Here is a 26,576-nt window from a genome sequence, read left to right as displayed (position 1 = left end):
TTATGTGCTTGCTGTAGTATCCCTTTACATTGTTTGGTTTTGAGGGAATGGCTGTGTTACCAGAAGTTACTTGTTGCAATAGATGAGTGATTATGATAGCATGGATATTCCTGAAAACAAGATATCCAGTGACGATAGCTGTGGGGCTCCACCTGTTCCCATACCGAACACAGTAGTTAAGCCCACAAACGCCGAAGGTACTTGGCTGGAAACGGCCCGGGAGAGTAGGAAGTTGCTGGTTCCGGAACTGAAATTACCACAACCTACTTGTTGAACTCAACAAGTGGCTGTGATAACATAGATGTTCTGCTGTTCCTTGAAAACTGCACAGAAGAAAGCAAAAGTAAAATTACCTCTCATATGCAAATATGTAGAAGTAACTTAACGAAGCGCAATTAGGATTTATTTAACAAACTTAAACCTAGCACAAGCAAAGTTTAAGTTGAGGCGGAGACTGGCTAGAAGGTGTCAGCTGCTAGGCGCCCCGGAAACCCGAGCCGTGCCGCGTACTCGCGTACGCAAACAATCGGGTTGAGGAGCAACAACGCAGATGGCCGTTTATAGACAGTCGGAGCAAAGTCAAGTTAGTAAGGGCATACGGTGGATGCCTAGGCGCCAAGAGCCGAAGAAGGACGCGGTAAGCTGCGAAAAGTCATGGGGAGCCGCAAGCAGGCCCTGATCCATGAGTCTCCGAATGGGGGAACCCAATGGTGGTCATGCACCATTACCTAACTTAGGTTAGGGGGGCACCCGGGGAACTGAAACATCTAAGTACCCGGAGGAAAAGTAATCAAATGACGCAGCCGCAAGGCTGCTAATGCTGGAGGCCCCCAAAGGGCCAACAGTGCGAGATTCCCTAAGTAGCGGCGAGCGAACGGGGAAGAGCCCAAACCTGTTTGGATGTTGGAGATTAGACATTGGACATTGGATAAAAGGAACGTAAAATATTCTTAGACTTCCAACATCTAAAATCTAACATCCAACATCCAAACAGGGGTTGAGGACTGACAACAATCAAACCAGGCTTAGCCGAATCATCTGGAAAGATGAGTCGCAGAAGGTAACAACCCTGTAGGCGAAAAGCAGAGTTTGAGGGTCAGAATCCAGAGTACCACGGGACACGAGGAACCCTGTGGGAAGCAGGGGGGACCACCCTCCAAGGCAAAATACTCGTGGCGACCGATAGCGCATAGTACCGTGAGGGAAAGGTGAAAAGCACCCCGGGAGGGGAGTGAAAGAGAACCTGAAACCGTATGCCTACAAGCAGTCGAAGGCCCGTATGCGGCTGACGGCGTGCCTATTGAAGAATGAACCGGCGAGTTACAGTATCCAGCAAGGTTAAGTGGCAGACACGGAGCCGAAGCGAAAGCGAGTCTAAAGAGGGCGAAAGTTGGATATTGTAGACCCGAAACCGCAGTGATCTATCCATGGCCAGGTTGAAGCGCAGGTAAAAATGCGTGGAGGACCGAACCCGTGAGCGTTGAAAAGCTTTGGGATGAGTTGTGGATAGGGGTGAAATGCCAATCGAACGCGGAGATAGCTGGTTCTCCCCGAAATAGCTTTAGGGCTAGCCTCAGGAAATTAAGTACAGACGGTAGAGCACTGATAGGGCTAGGGGCCTAATGGGTTACTGAACCTTGTCAAACTACGAATGGATGTACTCGAACCCTGGGAGTCAGACTACGAGTGATAAGACCCGTGGTCAAGAGGGAAACAGCCCAGACCATCAGCTAAGGTCCCGAATGCCGTACTAAGTGGCAAAGGATGTGGAGATACAAAAACAACCAGGATGTTGGCTTAGAAGCAGCCACCATTGAAAGAGTGCGTAATAGCTCACTGGTCGAGTGTCGCTGCGCCGAAGATGTCCGGGGCTAAAGTACGGAACCGAAGCTATGGCATTCCTAACGGAATGGGTAGGGGAGCGTTCTATACCCGGAGAAGGTATACCGTAAGGAGTGCTGGAGAGTATAGAAGTGAGAATGCCGGTATGAGTAGCGAAAAGACAAGTGAGAATCTTGTCCACCGAAAGCCTAAGGATTTCTGAGGAAGGATCGTCCGCTCAGAGTTAGTCGGGCCCTAAGCCGAGGCGAAAAGCGTAGGCGATGGACAACTGGTAAAAAGTCCAGTACCACCTGGAATCGATTGAGCGAGGGAGTGACACAGGAGGGTAGGCAAGCGCGAGGATGGAAATTCGCGTCTAAGCTTGTAGGGTGCATCACAGGCAAATCCGTGATGCTAAAACCTGAGGAGTGATGGGCAGCTGTTAGAGATAATGGCGAAATTGCTGATCCCAGACTGTCAAGAAAAGCTTCTAGTGAGAGACCAGGTGCCCGTACCGTAAACCGACACAGGTAGGCGGGGAGAGAATCCTAAGGTGCGCGGGAGAACCCTCGTTAAGGAACTCGGCAAAATGTCCCCGTAACTTCGGGAAAAGGGGAGCTTGTAAACCGTGTAGATCAGAAGCGAACGAAGCGGGAATGAGTTGCAAAAAAGAGGCCCAAGCGACTGTTTACCACAAACACAGGTGCCTGCTAAAGCGAAAGCTGACGTATAGGTGCTGACACCTGCCCGGTGCCGGAAGGTTAAGAGGAGAGCTTAGAGCAATCGAAGGTTTGAATTGAAGCCCCGGTAAACGGCGGCCGTAACTATAACGGTCCTAAGGTAGCGAAATTCCTTGTCGGGTAAGTTCCGACCCGCACGAAAGGTGTAACGACTTGGGCACTGTCTCAACGAGGGACCCGGTGAAATTGAAATACCTGTGAAGATGCAGGTTACCCGCGACTGGACAGAAAGACCCCATGGAGCTTTACTGCAACCTGACATTGAGTTTTGGTAAATGATGTACAGGATAGGTGGGAGACAGGGAAGTATGGACGCAAGTCTGTATGGAGTCGATGTTGGGATACCACCCTTTATTTACTGGAGTTCTAACTCAAGGAGTAACGAAACTGAGGACAGTGTCAGGCGGGCAGTTTGACTGGGGCGGTCGCCTCCGAAAGAGTAACGGAGGCGCCCAAAGGTTCCCTCAGCGCGGCTGGAAATCGCGCGAAGAGTGTAAAGGCAGAAGGGAGCTTGACTGCAAGACAGACAAGTCGAGCAGGGACGAAAGTCGGGCTTAGTGATCCGGTGGTACCGAGTGGAAGGGCCATCGCTCAACGGATAAAAGCTACCCTGGGGATAACAGGCTAATCTCTCCCAAGAGTCCATATCGACGGGGAGGTTTGGCACCTCGATGTCGGCTCATCACATCCTGGGGCTGAAGTAGGTCCCAAGGGTTGGGCTGTTCGCCCATTAAAGTGGTACGTGAGCTGGGTTCAGAACGTCGTGAGACAGTTCGGTCCCTATCCATCGCGGGCGTAAGAGACTTGAAGGGAACTGCTCCTAGTACGAGAGGACCGGAGTGGACGGACCGCTGGTGTACCAGTTATCCCGCCAGGGGTAGAGCTGGGTAGCTACGTCCGGAAAGGATAAACGCTGAAAGCATCTAAGCGTGAAACCAGCCTTAAGATGAGGTCTGTCATTCGCAAGAAGTAAGGCCCCTTGAAGAAGACAAGGTAGATAGGCCAGGAGTGGAAGTGGAGCAATTCATGGAGCGGACTGGTACTAATAGGCCGAGGACTTGACTTTAAGCAGAGAGCCAAAACAGTGAGAGCGATAGCGAACAAGCTGTTTTGTGGGAATCGCTTAGTTAGAGCGGAGCGATAACATCCATAATGTATGTTATAACTCCGAGCTGGCAACCAGTATCTTATATTGCGCAAATCTTTCTTCTGTGAAGTTTTCAGGGAACAAAGAGATAATTAGGAGGTTCCGCGCTCCGCTTGGAACTAAGCGATTTACGCAGGTTTCCGCGTCGCTATCGCTCCTAAAAACCTGGTTCTCTGCTTATCCAGTGACGATAGCTGTGGGGCTCCACCTGTTCCCATACCGAACACAGCAGTTAAGCCCACAAACGCCGAAGGTACTTGGCTGGAAACGGCCCGGGAGAGTAGGAAGTTGCTGGTTAGCAAGAAAAGCACTCACTGTTGCAGTGAGTGCTTTTTATTATGGAAAGCGAAAGGCTTAGACCGTTCAGAGTGCCCCAGCTGCGAGGCGGAGCGAGGACGCCGCCGTAGTCGTACTGGAAGTACGTCGGAGGGGGCGCCCGCAGTGACAACGCAGCAGCTGGGGTGCTATGGACGGTCGTAGCAGCCGAAGGTACTTGGCTGGATGGCCCGGGAGAGTAGGAAGTTGCGTAAGTCTGATATTAATATAGTTAAGCATTTTAGTTATTGGATTTAAAGCATAAATTAAATAATTGAGACTTCTCAAATCTTAGCATATAGTATATAATAAGAATATAAAAAAGCCCACCCACTAATTACGGGTGGGCTTTTTTCAGATTAGTATCTTAGTAGCATTACCAGTAGTATTTTATTATGAAGGAATGATAAAATAAAGTGGAAAAGTATCAAAAGTATGGTATTAACCCTTTTCTTATCAGTATAGCTGCGGGTCAGCCTGTAAATAATGTCCCTTTGCGACCAACAGTTGCATTCTTGCCAGGTAAATACCCTAAAAGAGCTTATAAATTTATGCAAAAAATTAACCGCCAATTTCCGGAAAACATTTTTCGGTTAAAGTGTGCAATATGTGGAAAAAACGGAGATTATGATTTAGGAACTTTGATTTTAGATATAACTGACAAGAATACACTAAATAAGTTTCAGGCAGTTGGCTATTTTCGCTGCAAGTATTGTAATGCCGCCGGTGACTGGGAAGTTTCGCCGCGTATGCAGACAGTACTTGCAGGGAAAATGGCAGTGGAAACTATTGAACCTATAGAGAAAGTGGCTACCGGTATCGTTTTTGGGCAAGCGCTTATTGATAGCGAGTTTGCACCTGCTTGGGGGAGTGATGCCGAAAAGTATTTTCTTGATAAACTGGCAAAAAATCCTCAGGATTCTTATCTTTGGAACCGTTTAGGGAATATATATTATAAAGGCAAAAGGCCAGAGCTAGCTGCTTGTGCCTACGAGCTGGCTTTACATATTGATAAGGGACAAGTAGAAGCGCATTTTTCCCTAGGTCAAATCCTATTGGATTGTGATGAATTTGAATTTGCAGCAGAACACCTAAGACAAGCAATGGCTTTTGCACATCAATATAATCCATTGCCGGCTTATGATCTTAGAGAGATTGTTGTTGGCGCTTTAATTATATTGATTAATATCTACAATCAAAGCGGTAAAAAAATTGATATATTACCAAGGCCTAGTGAGCTAGCTATGGCTCATTATACCCAAAAACAAGTGGCAGCGACAACTAACTTTGACTTTGAGATTAACACTAACCACAGAGCGACACTTTATCCGCTTGCTGAAATATATTTGGGTACACGTATCAATGAATTGCCGGAAGAAGAGCGGACATTGAGTGTACCACGTTTTAAAGCAGCTTGGCCTGTAGCTACAAAAGTTAATAAACAAAAGCCTACTAGAAAGAACAAAAAAAGAAAGTAATTAATTTTTGAGTCATCTTTTATGACAAGAGATGACTCTTTTCATTTTACTAAGAAGGATCCCCTTTGCAAAGTATGACTATGATTAAATATGAGCAGGAATTGCCTGTATTTTGTTGAATATATAATACAATGTACTGCTTGTGACGCCTGAAAGGTATTAATGTATTTTTAAAATGGATTTCTTACAGCGGGAGGAGAATAATGCGATGACACTAAAGAGTGATATTGTAAAAAAGGGATCAACTAGAGCGGCTCATCGTTCGCTATTTTACGCGATGGGTTATACTCCCCAAGAACTAGAGAAACCAATGATTGGAATTGTTAATGCATTTAATGAAATTATTCCTGGGCATATGCATCTGCGGGATGTAGCTGAAGCCGTAAAAGTTGGCGTGGCCGCAGGGGGCGGTATGCCGGTTGAGTTTCCGGCCATAGGTATCTGTGATGGTATTGCTATGGGGCACGATGGTATGAAATATCCGTTACCTAGCCGTGAACTTATTGCTGATTCCATCGAAGCTGTAGCTATAGGTCACCGGTTTGATGGCTTGGTGATGATTCCTAACTGTGACAAGATTGTCCCAGGCATGCTGATGGCGGCGGCCAGGCTTAATATCCCCTGTGTGGTAATGAGTGGCGGACCTATGCTTGCAGGACGCTACCAGGGACGCGACATCAGTGTGAGTACCATGTTCGAAGCAGCAGGTCTATTTGAAGCCGGTAAGATTACTGCCGGCGAACTAGATCAAATGGAGAAATCTGCATGCCCTGGCTGTGGTTCCTGTGCTGGCATGTTTACTGCCAACACTATGAACTGTATGACTGAAGCACTTGGCATGGCATTACCAGGCAATGGTACAATTCCCGCAGCTCATTTTGGCGCTCGCCGGATGATGGCCAAGCAGTCAGGGGAAATTATCGTTGATTTGGTCAGGCGTGATATTAAGGCTCGTGATATTATGACGCTTGATGCATTTAAAAATGCCATGACCGTTGATATGGGTATAGGTGGATCTTCAAATACTGTATTACATCTTACAGCAATTGCTTATGAAGCGGGGATTGAACTACCGCTGGCGCTTTTTGATGAGATTAGTGCCAAAACTCCCTATATTACTAAACTTAGCCCTGGAGGAATTTACCACATTCAGGATTTTAACGAAGCTGGCGGTGTTTCAGCAGTGTTAAAAGAGCTTAGTAAGTGTGGTGGAATTCATACAGATGCTTTGACGATTAATGGCACTATTGCTGATAGAATCGAATATGCCTCTATTTACCGACCTGAAGTGATTAAGACAGTTGAAGCACCATATCGCCACACAGGTGGTATTGCGATTTTAAATGGTAACCTGGCCCCGGACGGTGCTGTGGTGAAAGAAAGCGCTGTAAAGGAAGATATGCTTACATTTGAAGGAATTGCCCGCGTATTTAACTCTGAAGAAGAAGCCATTGATGCTATAATTAGTAAAAAGATTAAAAATGGTGATGTTGTGGTGATTCGCTACGAGGGGCCTAAGGGTGGACCTGGTATGAAAGAAATGCTTAATCCGACTGCTGTTATTGTGGGTATGGGTCTTAAAGTAGCGCTGTTGACAGACGGGCGCTTTAGCGGTGCTACCCAAGGCGCCTGTATCGGCCATATTTCTCCTGAAGCTATGGAAGGTGGTCCAATTGCTTTCCTGGAAGATGGTGATATTATTAATATTGACATTCCGGGACGTAAGCTTGAATTTAAAATTAGTCCCGAAGAATTAGACAAACGTAGGAATGCCTGGATTAAACCAGCTCCAAAAGTCACCACTGGATACTTGGCAAGATATGCTAAACTAGTTTCATCTGCAAATATTGGTGCCGTACTTAAGTAAAGGTCAGGAGACCAAAAGAGCTGTGATTTGTTAATCGACAGCTCTTTTCTTGTTGGTGGATTTTTCTGAATAGAGTGAATAATTATTGACATGCCAGGATAGAGTATGCTACGCTAAGAACAAAGTTATTGTATATATTTTGACATAATATAACTTAATAAGTAATATTATGTCATTGACAATAAGGAGATAAACATGATAGTATATAAAAGCTGTCGCATTCAGCAGTAACAAAATGCGACAATAAAGCACATGATACGTCTGTGATCCTAGCGCATCCATGCGCGTCGGTCACAGACAAAGCGTATCGTCCTGATACGTCTGTGATCCTAGTGCATCCATGCCCGTCGTTCCCTGAAAACTGAACAATGTAAAGAAATGCATCATACAAATGCCAGATGTGCGGTGTGCTGCTTGCAGCACAACCAACACAAATTTGATTTAATTGAGCCGATAAACGGCTTCAATATATATAGTCGTAACCGACTATACACTTTATTGGAGAGTTTGATCCTGGCTCAGGACGAACGCTGGCGGCGTGCCTAACACATGCAAGTCGAACGGAGTAGTTAGCAATAACTACTTAGTGGCGAACGGGTGAGTAACGCGTAGACAACCTGCCTCTTAGCTGGGGACAACACCGCGAAAGTGGTGCTAATACCGAATGTGGTAACTCGGTTGCATAACGGAGTTAAGAAAGATGGCCACTCTGAAGAAGCTATCGCTAAGAGATGGGTCTGCGTCTGATTAGCTGGTTGGTGAGGTAACGGCTCACCAAGGCGACGATCAGTAGCCGGTCTGAGAGGATGAACGGCCACACTGGGACTGAGACACGGCCCAGACTCCTACGGGAGGCAGCAGTGGGGAATCTTCCGCAATGGACGAAAGTCTGACGGAGCAACGCCGCGTGAGTGAAGAAGGCCTTCGGGTCGTAAAGCTCTGTCGTTTGGGACGAACGTGGTCTATGTGAATAATGTAGACTAATGACGGTACCAAAGGAGGAAGCCACGGCTAACTACGTGCCAGCAGCCGCGGTAATACGTAGGTGGCAAGCGTTGTCCGGAATTATTGGGCGTAAAGGGCGTGTAGGTGGCCTGGTAAGTCGTGTGTCTAAGTGCGAAGCTCAACTTCGTATGGGCGCAGGAAACTGCCAGGCTTGAGTGCAGGAGAGGAAAGTGGAATTCCCAGTGTAGCGGTGAAATGCGTAGATATTGGGAGGAACACCAGTGGCGAAGGCGACTTTCTGGACTGTGTCTGACACTGAGGCGCGAAAGCCAGGGGAGCGAACGGGATTAGATACCCCGGTAGTCCTGGCCGTAAACGATGGGTACTAGGTGTAGAGGGTATCGACCCCTTCTGTGCCGGAGTTAACGCAATAAGTACCCCGCCTGGGGAGTACGGCCGCAAGGTTGAAACTCAAAGGAATTGACGGGGGCCCGCACAAGCGGTGGAGTATGTGGTTTAATTCGACGCAACGCGAAGAACCTTACCAGGGCTTGACATTGAGCGAAAGGTTCAGAGATGAATCCCTATCTTCGGATACGCAAAAACAGGTGGTGCATGGCTGTCGTCAGCTCGTGTCGTGAGATGTTGGGTTAAGTCCCGCAACGAGCGCAACCCTTATCCTTTGTTGCCAGCGCGTAAAGGCGGGAACTCAAGGGAGACTGCCGCAGAGAATGCGGAGGAAGGCGGGGATGACGTCAAGTCATCATGCCCCTAATGTCCTGGGCTACACACGTACTACAATGGGCTTAAACAAAGCGAAGCAAGCCTGCGAAGGTAAGCAAAACGCAGAAATAAGCTCTCAGTTCGGATCGGAGGCTGCAACTCGCCTCCGTGAAGTCGGAATCGCTAGTAATCGCAGGTCAGCATACTGCGGTGAATACGTTCCCGGGCCTTGTACACACCGCCCGTCACACCACGAAAGTCAGTCACACCCGAAGCCGGTGGGGTAACCGGTCTGGATATTAGACTTTAGATTTTAGACATTGGATGAACAGAATACGCAGTATTCTACCATAATCCAACATCCACCATCTAACGTCCAATATCCAGACAGGGGCTAGCCGTCTAAGGTGGGGCCGATGATTGGGGTGAAGTCGTAACAAGGTAGCCGTATCGGAAGGTGCGGCTGGATCACCTCCTTTCTAGGGAGAACCGTTTGGGGTAACCCCCAAACTACTTCCAAGGTCGGTACATCTTGGCAGATGCAAAAGATACTAGACGGAGCTTATGTGCTTGCTGTAGTATCCCTTTACATTGTTTGGTTTTGAGGGAATGGCTGTGTTACCAGAAGTTACTTGTTGCAATAGATGAGTGATTATGATAGCATGGATATTCCTGAAAACAAGATATCCAGTGACGATAGCTGTGGGGCTCCACCTGTTCCCATACCGAACACAGTAGTTAAGCCCACAAACGCCGAAGGTACTTGGCTGGAAACGGCCCGGGAGAGTAGGAAGTTGCTGGTTCCGGAACTGAAATTACCACAACCTACTTGTTGAACTCAACAAGTGGCTGTGATAACATAGATGTTCTGCTGTTCCTTGAAAACTGCACAGAAGAAAGCAAAAGTAAAATTACCTCTCATATGCAAATATGTAGAAGTAACTTAACGAAGCGCAATTAGGATTTATTTAACAAACTTAAACCTAGCACAAGCAAAGTTTAAGTTGAGGCGGAGACTGGCTAGAAGGTGTCAGCTGCTAGGCGCCCCGGAAACCCGAGCCGTGCCGCGTACTCGCGTACGCAAACAATCGGGTTGAGGAGCAACAACGCAGATGGCCGTTTATAGACAGTCGGAGCAAAGTCAAGTTAGTAAGGGCATACGGTGGATGCCTAGGCGCCAAGAGCCGAAGAAGGACGCGGTAAGCTGCGAAAAGTCATGGGGAGCCGCAAGCAGGCCCTGATCCATGAGTCTCCGAATGGGGGAACCCAATGGTGGTCATGCACCATTACCTAACTTAGGTTAGGGGGGCACCCGGGGAACTGAAACATCTAAGTACCCGGAGGAAAAGTAATCAAATGACGCAGCCGCAAGGCTGCTAATGCTGGAGGCCCCCAAAGGGCCAACAGTGCGAGATTCCCTAAGTAGCGGCGAGCGAACGGGGAAGAGCCCAAACCTGTTTGGATGTTGGAGATTAGACATAGGACATTGGATAAAAGGAACGTAAAATATTCTTAGACTTCCAACATCTAAAATCTAACATCCAACATCCAAACAGGGGTTGAGGACTGACAACAATCAAATCAGGCTTAGCCGAATCATCTGGAAAGATGAGTCGCAGAAGGTAACAACCCTGTAGGCGAAAAGCAGAGTTTGAGGGTCAGAATCCAGAGTACCACGGGACACGAGGAACCCTGTGGGAAGCAGGGGGGACCACCCTCCAAGGCAAAATACTCGTGGCGACCGATAGCGCATAGTACCGTGAGGGAAAGGTGAAAAGCACCCCGGGAGGGGAGTGAAAGAGAACCTGAAACCGTATGCCTACAAGCAGTCGAAGGCCCGTATGAGGCTGACGGCGTGCCTATTGAAGAATGAACCGGCGAGTTACAGTATCCAGCAAGGTTAAGTGGCAGACACGGAGCCGAAGCGAAAGCGAGTCTAAAGAGGGCGAGAGTTGGATATTGTAGACCCGAAACCGCAGTGATCTATCCATGGCCAGGTTGAAGCGCAGGTAAAAATGCGTGGAGGACCGAACCCGTGAGCGTTGAAAAGCTTTGGGATGAGTTGTGGATAGGGGTGAAATGCCAATCGAACGCGGAGATAGCTGGTTCTCCCCGAAATAGCTTTAGGGCTAGCCTCAGGAAATTAAGTACAGACGGTAGAGCACTGATAGGGCTAGGGGCCTAATGGGTTACTGAACCTTGTCAAACTACGAATGGATGTACTCGAACCCTGGGAGTCAGACTACGAGTGATAAGACCCGTGGTCAAGAGGGAAACAGCCCAGACCATCAGCTAAGGTCCCGAATGCCGTACTAAGTGGCAAAGGATGTGGAGATACAAAAACAACCAGGATGTTGGCTTAGAAGCAGCCACCATTGAAAGAGTGCGTAATAGCTCACTGGTCGAGTGTCGCTGCGCCGAAGATGTCCGGGGCTAAAGTACGGAACCGAAGCTATGGCATTCCTAACGGAATGGGTAGGGGAGCGTTCTATACCCGGAGAAGGTATACCGTAAGGAGTGCTGGAGAGTATAGAAGTGAGAATGCCGGTATGAGTAGCGAAAAGACAAGTGAGAATCTTGTCCACCGAAAGCCTAAGGATTTCTGAGGAAGGATCGTCCGCTCAGAGTTAGTCGGGCCCTAAGCCGAGGCGAAAAGCGTAGGCGATGGACAACTGGTAAAAAGTCCAGTACCACCTGGAATCGATTGAGCGAGGGAGTGACACAGGAGGGTAGGCAAGCGCGAGGATGGAAATTCGCGTCTAAGCTTGTAGGGTGCATCACAGGCAAATCCGTGATGCTAAAACCTGAGGAGTGATGGGCAGCTGTTAGAGATAATGGCGAAATTGCTGATCCCAGACTGTCAAGAAAAGCTTCTAGTGAGAGACCAGGTGCCCGTACCGTAAACCGACACAGGTAGGCGGGGAGAGAATCCTAAGGTGCGCGGGAGAACCCTCGTTAAGGAACTCGGCAAAATGTCCCCGTAACTTCGGGAAAAGGGGAGCTTGTAAACCGTGTAGATCAGAAGCGAACGAAGCGGGAATGAGTTGCAAAAAAGAGGCCCAAGCGACTGTTTACCACAAACACAGGTGCCTGCTAAAGCGAAAGCTGACGTATAGGTGCTGACACCTGCCCGGTGCCGGAAGGTTAAGAGGAGAGCTTAGAGCAATCGAAGGTTTGAATTGAAGCCCCGGTAAACGGCGGCCGTAACTATAACGGTCCTAAGGTAGCGAAATTCCTTGTCGGGTAAGTTCCGACCCGCACGAAAGGTGTAACGACTTGGGCACTGTCTCAACGAGGGACCCGGTGAAATTGAAATACCTGTGAAGATGCAGGTTACCCGCGACTGGACAGAAAGACCCCATGGAGCTTTACTGCAACCTGACATTGAGTTTTGGTAAATGATGTACAGGATAGGTGGGAGACAGGGAAGTGCGGACGCAAGTCTGTATGGAGTCGATGTTGGGATACCACCCTTTATTTACTGGAGTTCTAACTCAAGGAGTAACGAAACTGAGGACAGTGTCAGGCGGGCAGTTTGACTGGGGCGGTCGCCTCCGAAAGAGTAACGGAGGCGCCCAAAGGTTCCCTCAGCGCGGCTGGAAATCGCGCGAAGAGTGTAAAGGCAGAAGGGAGCTTGACTGCAAGACAGACAAGTCGAGCAGGGACGAAAGTCGGGCTTAGTGATCCGGTGGTACCGAGTGGAAGGGCCATCGCTCAACGGATAAAAGCTACCCTGGGGATAACAGGCTAATCTCTCCCAAGAGTCCATATCGACGGGGAGGTTTGGCACCTCGATGTCGGCTCATCACATCCTGGGGCTGAAGTAGGTCCCAAGGGTTGGGCTGTTCGCCCATTAAAGTGGTACGTGAGCTGGGTTCAGAACGTCGTGAGACAGTTCGGTCCCTATCCATCGCGGGCGCAAGAGACTTGAAGGGAACTGCTCCTAGTACGAGAGGACCGGAGTGGACGGACCGCTGGTGTACCAGTTATCCCGCCAGGGGTAGAGCTGGGTAGCTACGTCCGGAAAGGATAAACGCTGAAAGCATCTAAGCGTGAAACCAGCCTTAAGATGAGGTCTGTCATTCGCAAGAAGTAAGGCCCCTTGAAGAAGACAAGGTAGATAGGCCAGGAGTGGAAGTGGAGCAATTCATGGAGCGGACTGGTACTAATAGGCCGAGGACTTGACTTTAAGCAGAGAGCCAAAACAGTGAGAGCGATAGCGAACAAGCTGTTTTGTGCGAATCGCTTAGTTAGAGCGGAGCGATAACATCCATAATGTATGTTGTAACTCCGAGCTGGCAACCAGTATCTTATATTGCGCAAATCTTTCTTCTGTGAAGTTTTCAGGGAATAAGGAAAAAATATATTGTTATCTTATCGCCACCTGCAAATTTTTTGTAGGTGGTTTTTTATTTATATATTGAAATTGTGTGCTCTGTTAGTGAGTAAAAAAACAACTTTAATAGTGAATAGGTAGTAACAAGAAGCCTTCTTTCAAAATAGATAAACTTATTTCAACTGTAACACTTAGTTAGATATATTAATATTATGTAATGTATCAGGATCAATTTAAGGAGGTGAATAAATGCATAAAGTGAGCGGAAAAATATTGCTGACCTGAATGCCATTGTAAGCCAAAAGGTTACTAGCAAGCTATTTTGATCTGCAATGTCATTGTAAGTTGGAGGAATATCATATTAATACAAAACATAAGGTTTTTTATTAATAGCTTGCTTCAGAGTAGCATAAATGCGCCGGGAACCATAAGATATAACGACTAGAAGATACATTTAACAATAAGGAGGAAACATATAGTGACTCGTAAATCTGCTGAAGTGCTAGGCATTACACCACCATCGCACTTTCCACAGTGTTCACCCGGCCATCCGCATACTCAATTCTGTGAAACTGATAAACTATGTATACCTTATCCAAATCCTGATATTCATAAATTATTGGAAGTATGTGTATCTGTAATCATATGCTCAACCAGAGAAATCTGTACACCAATAGGCAAAAAGCTGGTTATTGAGGCTAAAAAACAAATTAAAATAAAATTTTCAACTGATGACTCTTGTCGGTCTGTATATTCTGCTCAATTTGAAATTCCTTTTTGCACATCCATTGTGTTAGGCGATATAAAACATGAAGTAATTCAAGTTAGTACGGCAATAGAAGACATAACTATCAAACGTTTAGATAACAGGCATTTAATGGTTACCAGTATTATATTTTTATGTCCGATATTTAAAAAGCAGCATGAATGTTCAACTTACAACTGTGAATGCCATGATTCATGCAAGAGTCAAAATAATAACTCAGCCGGCTATGCTAACCCTGAAAAAGATTACAATAATTTTCAGGCTAATTTAAAAAACTACCGTTCGTTATCAGAGTGGCCTGCAGATGATGAGACTGAAGTCATCCGTGTTGATGGCCGTTATTATTATGGAAAATAAATTTATCATAAAAATATTTCAAAACTTAAAATTGAGATAAGGAGGAGATTTGAATATGGGGCACACAGCTACTCAAATTTCCGTAAATGGTAATCTTACCATTCCCCAACATAAACCTGATATTAAATCTATACTCCGTGTGACAACAACGCCAATAATTGATACGACTGTAACAATGCAAAAAAAAGTAATTTTTATAGGTCATGTACGTATTTGTGTGGAGTATGTGGCATGTGCTCAAGATGGTACACAGCCTATTTACTTTATTGCTTTTAAAATACCTTTTAATGGTTTGTTCTGTCACCGCTATGCCCGTGCTAATTTGAAGGCTTGCCTGAAAACAAAAATTTTATTTCAGCATTATGACATTATTGATCCAAGAACAATAAGAAAAATAATAACCTTAAAGCTATGTTTACACAAGTTTATCCGTATTAAAAAATATACACCGAAACATTGTTCCTATTTAGGAAATATTGATGAACATATTTGTTCATCAAAGCCCCAGTTTTGCTGCAATGAACCCCTATATTCTGCTTGTAAAGAAGAGTCACCGCACCATTCAACTTGTGAAGATGAAGCATACCCTCCTGACTATAAAGCTAAAACGCATTATTTAGGCTGTAAGAATGAATCGGTGTATCCTGCTTGCAAAGCAGAGTCGGCGTATCATTCAACTTGTGAAGATGAAGCATACCCTCCTGACTATAAAGCTAAAACGCATTATTTAGGCTATAAGAATGAATCGGTGTATCCTGCTTGCAAAGAAGAGCCGTCGTATCATCCAGCTTGTGAAGATGAAGCATACCCTCCTGATTGTAAGGATAAAACGCATTATTTAGGCTGTAAAAATGAAGCGTTGTATCCTGCTTATAAAGAGGGCCCGCCGCACCATCCAATTGGTAAAAATAAGCTATACCATTCTGGATTTAAGAATAAACATAAAAATTGTAGTAAGGATAACGAAGTTATTAAATATGGTGAATTTTACCTCCCACAATCAATTCGACTGGTTAATACTAGGAAATCCGCCGCACCATAGCATAAAACTAAGATTAAGATAATGACGTAATAATAGCAACAGTAGTAACATTATCAGAAAAATAACCAAGGAAAAATCTCGATACGAGTATTTCCTTGGTTATTTTTCTGAGCCCATTCAATGCCTAACTGCAGTAATCTTGGCAAGGACTATAATGGGCTTATCTGCCTTATTCTGATATTCAAAGGCAATTGCCGAGTAATTATTTTGCAAAGTCGCTCAGGTTAACTGTTTGTACAACCTTAATTGTTTGGCCGAATTAAATTTCGGCCAAACAACTTGATCTGTATTGAGTTAATCTTGTGCAAAAACGAAGCCATATACATTAGTAAATATTACGTCTGCATGACTCAATGGGAATAGCTTGTATAAATAATGTTACATTCTTAAATATCTCTCTGCAATTAAAATCAATTGCAAAAACATCTTCAACACAAGTTTCTATAAAAAATTTCTGATCCATACATGTATCGCATGCTAATACAATAAAAGCCGAGAACGGTATCTCAAAATGAACAAAATGAACAGGTTGGTCACACAGTGCTGCTGTGTAGACTATCTTCTGCTGTAACACACCTTCAATTGCCAATTTCTTCCCTGTTAGTCTGAGACCCTCACTGTTTACAATAGGGTAGCCGCATTCACCTGCCGGTGTCCTTATAACTTTTGCCAACTTGATCTGCACATCAATTAAAATTGTATCAATTGTTGCGATATCCGGTTTGGAACAAGGCAGCTGAAGTACTTCTGGGATTGATATTTGTGTCCATTGGCCTAAATCACACTTATTTAAGCCGATCGCAAATTGATCAAAATCGCATAACCCTATTATCTCAACAACGTTTTGCCCAATGCAACGACATGCTTTCATAGTATCCCTCCTAATCTAAATGCAAATCTCTGGGCACATAATAGGCAATGCCCTAATCACAAAAGAAACATTTTTAAATATTTTTCTTGGTGCAATATCAGTGACAAAGATATCTTCAATACAAACATCTATTTCGAATTTTCTAGTCAGTGGATCACATGGGGATAACACAATAAATGCCGAGAAAGGCACATCGAAATGTACGGAATGAACACTTTGTTCTTTTACTGCAGCAGCATATATAATTTTTTGTCGCAGGACACCTTCAATTATTAGTTTTCTACCTGTGATATCAGTGCATTCTTCGTTTGTTAGAGGGAGACCATATTCTCCTGGTGTGCGTATTACTCGCTGAGATAAAATTTCTACTAACGCCGAAATACTTATTAACTGTTCAATATCAGGTTTGGGGCAGGGTATGCACAAAACTTCCGGTATAAATACCTGCGTCCATCTTCTGATATTTCCGCAATCTAAAAAGCACTGCAACTCATCTTTGGAACAGACACCATTAATGATAAGCATGTGGTCATTTTTTTCACATCCACAGGCAAGCGATTTCTCGAATTTTTTGGTCACATTGCCATCAACAGCGACAGTGCTTTCTTCGCCTTCTTTGCAGTCGCAGTAATTATTCATCTTCCTTCCTCCCTTTAATATGGATTTGCTCCATTTAATCTAACGACCACTGGTTGTGACAGGTATGGCATGCAGAAATAGTAATACATTTTGTCTTATCCGCCTTTTACTAATTTCCTGAATGAATACATTTTCTACACAGGGATTAATTTGATAGTTGATAAATAATGAATCAAGTGTTCTTTCACAACAAGTAACTTTATCTATTATCCTTACGCATTTTGGAGTTACGATGTAAGCGGAAAACGGAATAATAAAGCGAGCAGAGTGGACTGGTTGGTTACAGAGATCTGCCGTATAGGTTATGCTTTGGCAAATTTCTCCCTCGACAATGAGTTTACGGCCTGTTAATAGTTTGCCTTCAAAGTTTGGCGCTCTTTCTGTACTAGGGGTTACAATCACCTTTTGTCTAATGATTCTCACTATGGTTTTAGATGAAATGAGCTGTTCAATATCTGGTTTTTCTTTAGGGAGAATTAAATTCCCTGGAACTGTTATTTCAGTCCAACTATCATCATCATGTAATTCAATCTTACATACATCACAAATTCCGGTGACGTTGATTAACGTATTATCCATTTTCATACCTCCTTGGATTTTATAAATGGAATAGGCGCGGTCAGATTACGGAGCTTAATAAGAACTGCCTTCTAAAGTATTATATGTCGTGTATTCGACAGTGGTTCCCAATAATGGTGACATAAGAATAAAACTGTTTTAAAACTCCGAGGTGGCTTCGGCTGTTGTGAATCAAATTGAAAACATAATTATTTTAAGTATAGGGATTACATTATTAACGATCATCTGTATTGCCGGCAAGATTCAAGAAAATAAGTAGCAAAATCAGTTAGCGATCATAAACTACTAGTAAATATTGAGAGTATATTAACAATTTAGGAGGAATCAATTATGAGTCGGCATTATCATAAAAGAAGCACTCAGCTTACTATAAACGATATCCTGACAATACCTGAAGATAAACCTGATATTGAATTTCTGTTACGAGTGACGGCAACACCTGTAATTAATAAAGGAGCAGGCGCAGAGAAAACAATAAATTTTTCCGGTCATATACTTATTTGTATTGAGTACGTAGCTGGTATTCCTGATGATACGCAGCCTATACATTTTGTTTCATTTGAATTACCCTTTGAAGAAATGCTTAGGCACCGCCATATGCGCCCAGAAATGAATGCCCAGCTAAAAGGTTTAGTTGAAATTCCGGAATTTCAACGTATCAGCCCGAGAAACATAAAAATACTTATCAATTTTAAGGTTTATTCCTTAAGACTCGCACGAGCCAATAAACCTTTACCACCTCATTTATGCAAGCCCTATACAAATTTGTGTAATCAATAATATTTATCGAAAAAGGCTGTCACTCAAACGGTGGCAGCCTTTTTTTCAGCACAATCAAATTAAAATTTTTGGCTTAACTAAACTAAATTGTTCTTCTGTGTCACAAAAAGTAAGTTTGCCATAATGCCGGCGATTATCGATATATTGAGGTATCCCTGCTTTTCTTAACGTGTCACTAAATATTACATAATCATAACGACCGCTGCCATCAATATAACTAACCGAATCTAAAACCTCATTTCGAACCAGATAAGTACAATGGATTACCTCTACTTCAATCAAGCCCTTTATGGTTTGATTTAATATTTCGAAATACAGACTTGAATGTTTGTAATAGCCATTTTCATCAGTAACGAAGTGATAGTTGGAATAATTTGCTTTTGGCTCATCGGCAAACCGAAGCAGCGGCCCAATAACAGGTAAATTGGTATTAAGAAGTATTTCAATTGTTTCCGGGACAATAAAGTTGTCGCAATCTGCTACAAAATAGTGAGTTCCTTTTGTGCGAGCCCAATCCACCGATTCCTGGCGCAAACGTGTCAGTACTGCGAGCTTTAATGGGTTCCAGTCATGGGGGCTGTATTCATGTACAGGTTCTTTAACATCACTTGAATCATAATAAATTTCTGAGTATTTATCCTTGACTTTTTCTATCCATTGCTCAAGTACGCTTGCCGTATGATCGTTGTTGTTATTTGTACGTATATAGAGTTTGATTTTAGAGGCCGGATAAGTCTGGTTTTCAATTAAAGTAAGATATAAAGGCAAGACATGCGCTTTATCTTTTGCAAGAATAGCAATTGTTAAAAATTCTGTCGGTTTCATTCTATTAAGTTTACACCTCATAATTTTTATTTATAAGAGCGCATAAAATTTAAGTAATCCAATACTAGCGTAATTTTACACTGTTTTGGAGAACCCATTTTGTCTCTTATATTTCAGCTTTTACGCGGGTAAGATCTGCCTCGACCATCATTTCAATTAATGTATTTAGGCTGGTTTTTGCCTCCCAACCCAGTACCTTTTTTGCTTTATCCGGATTACCCAGTAAGATATCCACTTCCGCAGGGCGATAAAATGCTGGATCAATAACAACGTAATCTTCATACTTGAGATTTACATATTCAAAGGCTCTTTTACACATATCACGTACCGTAGTTGTGCGTCCTGTAGCGACAACGTAATCATCAGCCTTATCTTGCTGTAGCATTAGCCACATAGCTTGGACATAATCTCCGGCAAAGCCCCAATCCCGTTTTGCATCAATATTACCTAATTTTAATTCCTGCTGTTTTCCTAACTTTATTCTTGCAACGGCATCTGTAACTTTTCTGGTCACAAATTCGATACCACGTACCGGCGACTCATGGTTGAACAGGATGCCGCTGCAGGCAAACAGATTAAAACTTTCGCGGTAGTTTACTGTCATCCAGTGCCCAAATAATTTAGATACCCCATACGGGCTGCGGGGATAAAAAGGTGTTGACTCAGACTGCATTGGCTCTTGAATTAATCCAAACATTTCACTGCTGGAAGCCTGGTAAAACCGTATAGACAAATCTGTTAGCCGTATTGCTTCTAAAACATGTAAAACGCCGACACCGGTAGATTGCACAGTTGTGACTGTTTGTTGCCAAGATGTGCCTACAAAACTTTGTGCGCCTAGATTATATACTTCTGCGGGCTTAGCTTTAGTGATTGCTCTAACGATTGATGGCAAATCAGTTAAATCACCGTTAATAAGTTCAACCTCATTTTCAATACCTAGAAATTGTAGGCGCCAGGTAGTTGAAGTGGCTCTACGTGCAATTAAACCATAAACCTTATAGCCCTTATCCAAAAGCAATTTGGCCAAGTATGCTCCATCTTGACCGGTAATGCCCGTAATTAATGCTGATTTCATCTTAATACCTCCAGGCAGTGCTTTATTAACTCATTGCTAGGGACTCCAGGCTTAATGCTTCCGATAATTGTCAGTGGTTTTAATATCTAAGCTATATGTCATAGTGTATGCAAATGTTTTTTAGGTGGTGCCAATCAGTATATTAAAGCAACTGCTTTTAACATAGCGTATTTATGAAAGAAGAGAATGTCTAAAAGGCTAGTGCTTTTTAGACATTCTCTTCTTCCGTTCACAAGTATAAAACTCCTGAATATATTATTAGGAAAAATAATTTTCAGGGAGGCAATAATATGAAAGAATGTGGACGAACTCCGCATAAACCAATAACTGTTAGTCTGTGCATGATTGTAAAAAATGAAGAACAAACAATAGAACGATGCTTACTCTCAGTCAAAGATATTGTCGATGAGATTATAATAGTCGATACCGGTTCAAATGACAAAACCAAGGAAATAGTTGGCCGGTTTATAGATAAAATATATGATTTTACCTGGATAAATGATTTTGCTGCCGCCCGTAACTATGCTTTTAGCCAGGCAACACAAGAGTACATTTTATGGCTGGATGCCGATGATGTTTTTCTTCCAGTGGACCAGGAGCTTTTTTTGAGAATAAAATCAACTCTCAATCATGACATAGACGTTGTCAGTATGCTGTATAATTTAGGATTTGATCAATACGGAAAGGTTACTTTTCAACGTCGAAGAAACCGACTTGTTAAGAGAGAAAAAAATTACCCCTGGATTGGAGCTGTGCATGAATATTTGGAGGTAAATGGAAATATTTTGAATTCAACAATAGCTGTTACACATCAGCCATTAAGTCATGATTCTGGCAGAAATCTTAAAATTTATGAAGAAAGACTGCAAAAGGGAGAGCAGTTTTCACCACGAGATTTATATTATTTTGCCAATGAACTACTTGATCATAGACTGTTTAACCGGGCAATTGAGTATTACCAGCGATTTTTAGCAACTAAACAAGGGTGGGTTGAGGATAATATCAGCGCCTGTAGCAAATTAGCAGATTGCTTTCATAATCTAAATGATGTTGAGAATCAACTTAAATATATATATATGTCTTTTCGATACGGTGTTCCCAGGGCTGAATTTTGTTGTCGACTTGGTTATTATCATCTTAATAACAACCAAATGGATGAGGCCATATTTTGGTATAAGCTTGCTACTAAATCAGAAAAGCCTTCTGATTCGTGGGGAATGGTAAATTATCAATGCCAAACTTGGCTACCCCATCTCCAACTGTGTGTGTGTTACTCTCGTATCGGACAAATAGAACTTGCCTATGAGCATAACGAAATTGCAGGTACCTTTATTCCTGAAGATACCCGAATTTACCACAATCGATCGTACCTAAAAAAATTGCTCGAAACCTCTACCAATCAATAAGATTATTAAGACTGTTCATTTTTCACCTTATTGTTTTGGCGCTCTTGTTTTAAGAATTTCATGAGTATAGGCTGCCTTTTATTTAGAAGGAATTAAATTACAAAATAAAAATAGAAAAAAAGTTACCTTTACACAAGACTTTCATATTATATTATGTAACACATTTGATTAATAGGGGAGGAGAATATCATGGATAAATTAAAAAACATGTACACAGGTACATCCGAAGAATTAAAGAGAACTAATATGAGCCATAGCTCTCGGCATAATCACTATCATTATGATGATCCTTGTGCTCCTGCATGTGGGGTTTGTCATCCGAAACCACCTTATGGGCCTACTGGATGTACCGGATCAACCGGATTCACTGGATTTACCGGAGCCACGGGACCTACAGGGGCAACCGGAGCTACAGGGGCAACTGGGGCAGGAGTCACGGGAGCCACAGGGGCTACAGGTGATCCCGGTGTAACGGGCGCAACCGGAGCTACAGGGGCAACGGGTGCAGGAACCACGGGCGCAACCGGAGCCACAGGTGATCCCGGTGTAACCGGAGCCACCGGTGCCACAGGTGCAACGGGCGCTGGTACAACCGGAGCCACGGGAGCCACTGGAGCCACCGGAGCTGACGGTGCTCTTGGAGCCACGGGAGCCACAGGTGCAACGGGTGCTGGTACTACCGGAGCCACGGGTGTAACCGGCGCTGACGGTGCTCTTGGAGCCACGGGAGCCACAGGTGCAACGGGCGCTGGTACAACCGGAGCCACGGGCGCCACAGGGGCCACCGGAGCTGACGGTGCTCTTGGAGCCACCGGTGCCACAGGTGCAACGGGCGCTGGTACAACCGGAGCCACAGGCGCCACTGGAGCCACCGGAGCTGACGGTGCTCTTGGAGCCACGGGAGCCACAGGAGCCACCGGCGCTGGTACAACCGGAGCCACGGGCGCCACAGGGGCCACCGGAGCTGACGGTGCTCTTGGAGCCACCGGGGCCACAGGGGCAACGGGCGCTGGTACAACCGGAGCCACAGGCGCCACTGGAGCCACCGGAGCTGACGGTGCTCTTGGAGCCACGGGAGCCACAGGTGCAACGGGCGCTGGTACAACCGGAGCCACGGGAGCCACTGGAGCCACCGGAGCTGACGGTGCTCTTGGAGCCACCGGTGTCACAGGTGCAACGGGCGCTGGTACAACCGGAGCCACAGGAGCCACAGGGGCAACGGGGGCTGACGGCGCTCTTGGAGCCACAGGCGCCACTGGAGCCACCGGAGCTGACGGTGCTCTTGGAGCCACGGGAGCCACAGGTGCAACGGGCGCTGGTACAACCGGAGCCACAGGCGCCACTGGAGCCACCGGAGCTGACGGTGCTCTTGGAGCCACCGGGGCCACAGGGGCAACGGGGGCTGACGGCGCTCTTGGAGCCACAGGCGCTACCGGAGCCACCGGAGCTGACGGTGCTCTTGGAGCCACCGGGGCCACAGGGGCAACGGGCGCTGACGGCGCTCTTGGAGCTACCGGGGCCACAGGGGCAACGGGCGCTGGTACTACCGGAGCTACCGGAGCCACCGGAGCTGACGGTGCTGGCGCAATAATTCCATTTGCCTCAGGTACTCCGACAGTATTGACAACTATCGCTGGCGGATTAGTCGGTACTTCAAGTCTTGTTGGCTTTGGGGCTTCAGCTACAGGGGTATCGATACTTGGTGGAACCGTTGATCTTACCGGTGGTCCTGGTATCCTGCTCAACATGGCGTTTTCTGTTCCACGTGATGGAACAATTACGTCGATAGCTGCCTTCTATAGTGTTACAGCTGGATTATCGCTGGTGGGTTCTACGGTAACGATTACTGCTCAATTGTATAGTTCAGCAACACCTAACAACACCTTTACTGCTATTCCAGGTGCTGTTGTAACATTGGCACCACCGCTTACAGGCTTAGTGACACTTGGTGCTATTAGTAATGGCGTCACTACTGGTTTGGCAATACCAGTAACTGCAGAAACCCGTTTAATTTTGATATTTTCGGCAACAGCAACGGGACTTACTCTTCTTAACACTGTCGCTGGTTATGCAAGTGCCGGGCTTGAAATCGTTTAATAAAAAGCTAAGAGGCTGTCATCTATAGGATGGCAGCCTTTTTTCGGCGTCTACTTAAATATCCATCATACTCCGTAAGTAATTGCGGTTCAATTCAATTCTGGTATCTGACGGAATGTATGTTGCAGCCATTTCATTATGTTCATATGCAAGATGATATTGTCCAATACGTGAGTAGCATACGCATAATTGAATATGAGGCAGCCAAGTTTGACATTGTAGATTAAGTAATCCCCATGATTCACCAGGAGTTTCTAATTCTGTAGCTAGCTTATACCAGAATATAGCTTGCTCCATTTGGTTGCTATGAAGGTGGTAATGGCCAAGCCGGCAACAGAAATCCGCCCTTGGTGCAGCATATTGAAAAGACATGTATATATATTTGAGATGATTTTCAACATCATTAAGATTAGAGAAACAATCAGCCAATTTACTACAGGCACCAATATTATCCTCAATCCATCCTTGTTTAGTATCGAGAAATTTTTGGTAATGCTCAATTGCGCGATAATATAGTTGGTGATCCTTTAATTCATTAGCGAAATAATATAAATCACGAGGTGAAAATTGTTCTCCTTTTAACTGACGCTGCTCATATATGTACAAATTTCTGCCGTCATCATGACTTAGTGGTAAATGGGTAACGGCTGCATCAATACTAAGTCTGTTTCCCCATACCTCCAGATATTCGTGAACTGCTCCAAGCCATTGAAAATTTTTTTGCCGTTTAATAATGCGATTTCGCCGAATCTGAGTGGCTACCCTTCCGTGCTCGTTAAAAGCCAGATTATATGGCATACTAATAACATCAATGTCGGGATTTAGTGTACTTTTTACACTATGTAAGGCTTCACGGTCTGCCGGCAAGACGATATCATCAGCGTCTAACCATAAAATATATTCCAGTGTTGCCCGTCTGAAGGCGTAGTTACGGGCTGCAGCAAAATCATTAATCCACTCAAATTCGTAAATCTTGTCTGTAAACTTACTTGCGATTTCTTTAGTTTTATCGGTAGAACCGGTATCTACTATTATGATTTCATCGACAAGGCTTTGTACTGAACTCAAGCAGCGCCCAATTGTCTGCTCTTCATTTTTGACAATCATGCACAGACTAATAGTTATTGATGATTGTTGGTTTCTATCAATCTCCATATTATACCTCCTGAAGCTATATATATTTAATAGCTTATTCAGTAAGTTAATATTTGTTAATATGAGAGATGGGTTCCTACCATATGGTTAGAACCCATCTCATTTTGTTTTAATTTTAGTTAATCTAGCAAGAGAATGTATCATCTAAAAGTCTTTGCAATTGAGTGCCTTATTGTAGCCAACCGTTTCCTCCGCGTTTAAACTATGCAGGGCAAACTTCATAGTGTGTTTAAAAATTAAAATGTTACATTAATGATTGTTAGATCTGCTTTAAAGGGCGTTGCAGCAAACCCTACCGTACCGCCAGTGTTGTTTATAAGTTGCAGAGTTAATGGGGCTGCTATAACTGAAATTAAAGCAGTTCCGGTTATTTGTCCTTGTGTCATTTGGCTTGAAGCGCCTATTGTTTGTGGTGCGGAAGTAACTATGGAGAATGTTACAGTCCCTGGTCCGTCTGTTCCGTCTGTTGCGATCCACCAACTAATATAATATACTCCAGGCGCTGTGATAGTTATTGTGCCGAGCAGGTCATAGGCAATGTCTAAAGATAGGTCATTTACTATTGTGTCAAATATGATAGGAGCATCATCCGCAATAGTTGTAGCCGCTGGATCTTGTAATTGGACTTCAAGTCCCGATAATGCGGTTGCTGCGCCGGTAGCACCGGTAGGGCCAGTATCACCAGTAGCGCCAATAGCGCCGGTATCACCAGTAGCGCCGGTAGCGCCAATAGCGCCGGTATCACCAGTAGCGCCGGTAGGGCCGGTAGCGCCAATAGCGCCAGTAGTCCCAGTAACGCCGGTAGGGCCGGTAGCGCCAGTAGCGCCGGTAGGGCCGGTAGCGCCAATAGCGCCGGTAGCGCCAGTAGCGCCAGTAGAACCGGTAGCCCCGGTAGCGCCAATAGCGCCAGTAGTCCCAGTAGCGCCGGTAGGGCCAGTAGCGCCAGTAGGACCAGTAGCCCCGGTAGCGCCAATAGCGCCGGCATCACCAGTAGCGCCAGTAGGACCAGTAGCCCCGGTAGCGCCAATAGCGCCGGCATCACCAGTAGCGCCAGTAGGACCAGTAGCCCCGGTAGCGCCAATAGCGCCGGCATCACCAGTAGCGCCGGTAGGGCCGGTAGCGCCAGTAGTCCCAGTAGCGCCAGTAGGACCAGTAGCCCCGGTAGCGCTAGTAGCCCCAGTAGCTCCGGTAGTACCAGTAGCACCGGTAGCGCCGGTAGTTCCGGTAGCGCCGGTAGTACCGGTAGCGCCGGTAGTTCCGGTAGCGCCGGTAGTACCGGTAGCGCCGGTAGTTCCGGTAGCGCCGGTAGTACCGGTAGCGCCAGTAGCCCCGGTAAGTCCAGTAACCCCAGGGTCACCAGTAGCTCCAGTTACACCTGTGGGACCGGTAGGCCCAGTAATTCCAGTAATTCCAGTAACTCCAGTAGGTACACAAGGCACGCAAGCTCCACAATGTTTAGGTGAATGGTGATCGCAGGGAGTATTATAATGCCAGTGACCATGGCGCGAGATATCAGATGAGTCTGGATTAATATTTTTTGACATATTCGTTTTCCCCTCCTTTGGTATTATTAGGATGAGTTACATAATACATAATATGATAAAGAATG

Annotated in this window: 14 protein-coding genes and 6 rRNA genes; 13 read left to right on the top strand and 7 right to left on the bottom strand. The window is 45.1% G+C overall.

The window, feature by feature from the left end:
- The first annotated feature begins 124 nt into the window (after window positions 1–124).
- The 10 genes from rrf (SPTER_RS20880) to SPTER_RS20835 all read left to right on the top strand — a co-directional run bounded on the left by rrf (SPTER_RS20880) (window position 125) and on the right by SPTER_RS20835 (window position 15,537).
- A 5S ribosomal RNA gene (rrf, locus tag SPTER_RS20880) occupies window positions 125–241 on the top strand.
- Between the two features lie 336 nt (window positions 242–577).
- Window positions 578–3,627, top strand: a 23S ribosomal RNA gene (locus SPTER_RS20875).
- Window positions 3,628–3,888: 261 nt separating this feature from the next.
- Window positions 3,889–4,005, top strand: a 5S ribosomal RNA gene (gene rrf / locus SPTER_RS20870).
- A 434-nt stretch (window positions 4,006–4,439) separates the two neighbouring features.
- Entirely contained in the window at window positions 4,440–5,501 is a 1,062-nt protein-coding gene (locus tag SPTER_RS20865) for a tetratricopeptide repeat protein (protein ID WP_144352160.1), read from the top strand.
- Window positions 5,502–5,709: 208 nt separating this feature from the next.
- On the top strand, window positions 5,710–7,368 hold the full coding sequence (gene ilvD, locus SPTER_RS20860) for a dihydroxy-acid dehydratase (RefSeq protein WP_144353020.1): 1,659 nt from the start codon (window positions 5,710–5,712) through the stop codon (window positions 7,366–7,368).
- 495 nt (window positions 7,369–7,863) lie between these two features.
- Window positions 7,864–9,515, top strand: a 16S ribosomal RNA gene (locus SPTER_RS20855).
- Between the two features lie 207 nt (window positions 9,516–9,722).
- Window positions 9,723–9,839: ribosomal RNA gene (gene rrf / locus SPTER_RS20850) — 5S ribosomal RNA — on the top strand.
- Window positions 9,840–10,175: 336 nt separating this feature from the next.
- A 23S ribosomal RNA gene (locus SPTER_RS20845) occupies window positions 10,176–13,225 on the top strand.
- The 16S, 23S and 5S rRNA genes sit together here, the layout of an rRNA operon.
- A gap of 625 nt (window positions 13,226–13,850) precedes the next feature.
- The gene (locus SPTER_RS20840) at window positions 13,851–14,495 is read left to right on the top strand and encodes an SPOCS domain-containing protein (protein WP_170233352.1); all 645 of its coding nucleotides are present in this window, start codon (window positions 13,851–13,853) and stop codon (window positions 14,493–14,495) included.
- Window positions 14,496–14,550: 55 nt separating this feature from the next.
- The gene (locus tag SPTER_RS20835; RefSeq protein ID WP_144352158.1) at window positions 14,551–15,537 is read left to right on the top strand and encodes a DUF3794 domain-containing protein; all 987 of its coding nucleotides are present in this window, start codon (window positions 14,551–14,553) and stop codon (window positions 15,535–15,537) included.
- A 325-nt stretch (window positions 15,538–15,862) separates the two neighbouring features.
- On the opposite strand, the gene SPTER_RS20830 is transcribed toward SPTER_RS20835, so the two are convergent.
- The 3 genes from SPTER_RS20830 to SPTER_RS20820 are packed head-to-tail and all read right to left on the bottom strand — an operon-like array spanning window position 15,863 to window position 17,626.
- The gene (locus SPTER_RS20830) at window positions 15,863–16,408 is read right to left on the bottom strand and encodes a DUF3794 domain-containing protein (protein WP_144352157.1); all 546 of its coding nucleotides are present in this window, start codon (window positions 16,406–16,408) and stop codon (window positions 15,863–15,865) included.
- A 15-nt stretch (window positions 16,409–16,423) separates the two neighbouring features.
- Window positions 16,424–17,047, bottom strand: coding sequence for a DUF3794 domain-containing protein (locus SPTER_RS20825; protein WP_144352156.1), 624 nt, complete (start codon window positions 17,045–17,047; stop codon window positions 16,424–16,426).
- A 39-nt stretch (window positions 17,048–17,086) separates the two neighbouring features.
- Entirely contained in the window at window positions 17,087–17,626 is a 540-nt protein-coding gene (locus SPTER_RS20820) for a DUF3794 domain-containing protein (protein WP_170233351.1), read from the bottom strand.
- Between the two features lie 330 nt (window positions 17,627–17,956).
- On the opposite strand from SPTER_RS20820, the gene SPTER_RS20815 reads away from it, so the two are divergent.
- Entirely contained in the window at window positions 17,957–18,406 is a 450-nt protein-coding gene (locus SPTER_RS20815) for a DUF3794 domain-containing protein (protein WP_144352154.1), read from the top strand.
- 54 nt (window positions 18,407–18,460) lie between these two features.
- Here the strand turns inward: SPTER_RS20815 and SPTER_RS20810 are convergent, their stop codons facing one another.
- Together SPTER_RS20810 and gmd are read right to left on the bottom strand one after the other, a co-directional pair.
- Window positions 18,461–19,231 (bottom strand): hypothetical protein, encoded by a 771-nt coding sequence (locus SPTER_RS20810; protein ID WP_144352153.1) that lies wholly within the window; start codon window positions 19,229–19,231, stop codon window positions 18,461–18,463.
- A gap of 106 nt (window positions 19,232–19,337) precedes the next feature.
- Window positions 19,338–20,309: a GDP-mannose 4,6-dehydratase gene (gene gmd, locus SPTER_RS20805; RefSeq protein ID WP_144352152.1), complete on the bottom strand. Its 972-nt coding sequence runs from the start codon at window positions 20,307–20,309 to the stop codon at window positions 19,338–19,340.
- Between the two features lie 290 nt (window positions 20,310–20,599).
- Between gmd and SPTER_RS20800 the strand changes: the two genes are divergently transcribed.
- Window positions 20,600–21,715: a tetratricopeptide repeat-containing glycosyltransferase family 2 protein gene (locus tag SPTER_RS20800; RefSeq protein WP_144352151.1), complete on the top strand. Its 1,116-nt coding sequence runs from the start codon at window positions 20,600–20,602 to the stop codon at window positions 21,713–21,715.
- 189 nt (window positions 21,716–21,904) lie between these two features.
- On the top strand, window positions 21,905–23,812 hold the full coding sequence (locus SPTER_RS20795) for an exosporium glycoprotein BclB-related protein (RefSeq protein ID WP_211367356.1): 1,908 nt from the start codon (window positions 21,905–21,907) through the stop codon (window positions 23,810–23,812).
- 54 nt (window positions 23,813–23,866) lie between these two features.
- Here SPTER_RS20795 and SPTER_RS20790 read toward each other — a convergent pair whose 3' ends face one another.
- Together SPTER_RS20790 and SPTER_RS20785 are read right to left on the bottom strand one after the other, a co-directional pair.
- Window positions 23,867–24,967 carry a glycosyltransferase family 2 protein gene (locus SPTER_RS20790; RefSeq protein WP_144352150.1) on the bottom strand — a complete coding sequence of 367 codons (1,101 nt, stop codon included), beginning with the start codon at window positions 24,965–24,967 and terminating at the stop codon, window positions 23,867–23,869.
- Between the two features lie 236 nt (window positions 24,968–25,203).
- Window positions 25,204–26,511 (bottom strand): collagen-like domain-containing protein, encoded by a 1,308-nt coding sequence (locus SPTER_RS20785; RefSeq protein ID WP_144352149.1) that lies wholly within the window; start codon window positions 26,509–26,511, stop codon window positions 25,204–25,206.
- Window positions 26,512–26,576 lie beyond the last annotated feature (65 nt).

It is taken from the genome of Sporomusa termitida, assembly GCF_007641255.1.
GTDB lineage: Bacteria > Bacillota > Negativicutes > Sporomusales > Sporomusaceae > Sporomusa > Sporomusa termitida.
Note: the sequence above shows the minus strand (reverse complement) of the source record. Positions and strands in the feature narration are given on the sequence as shown.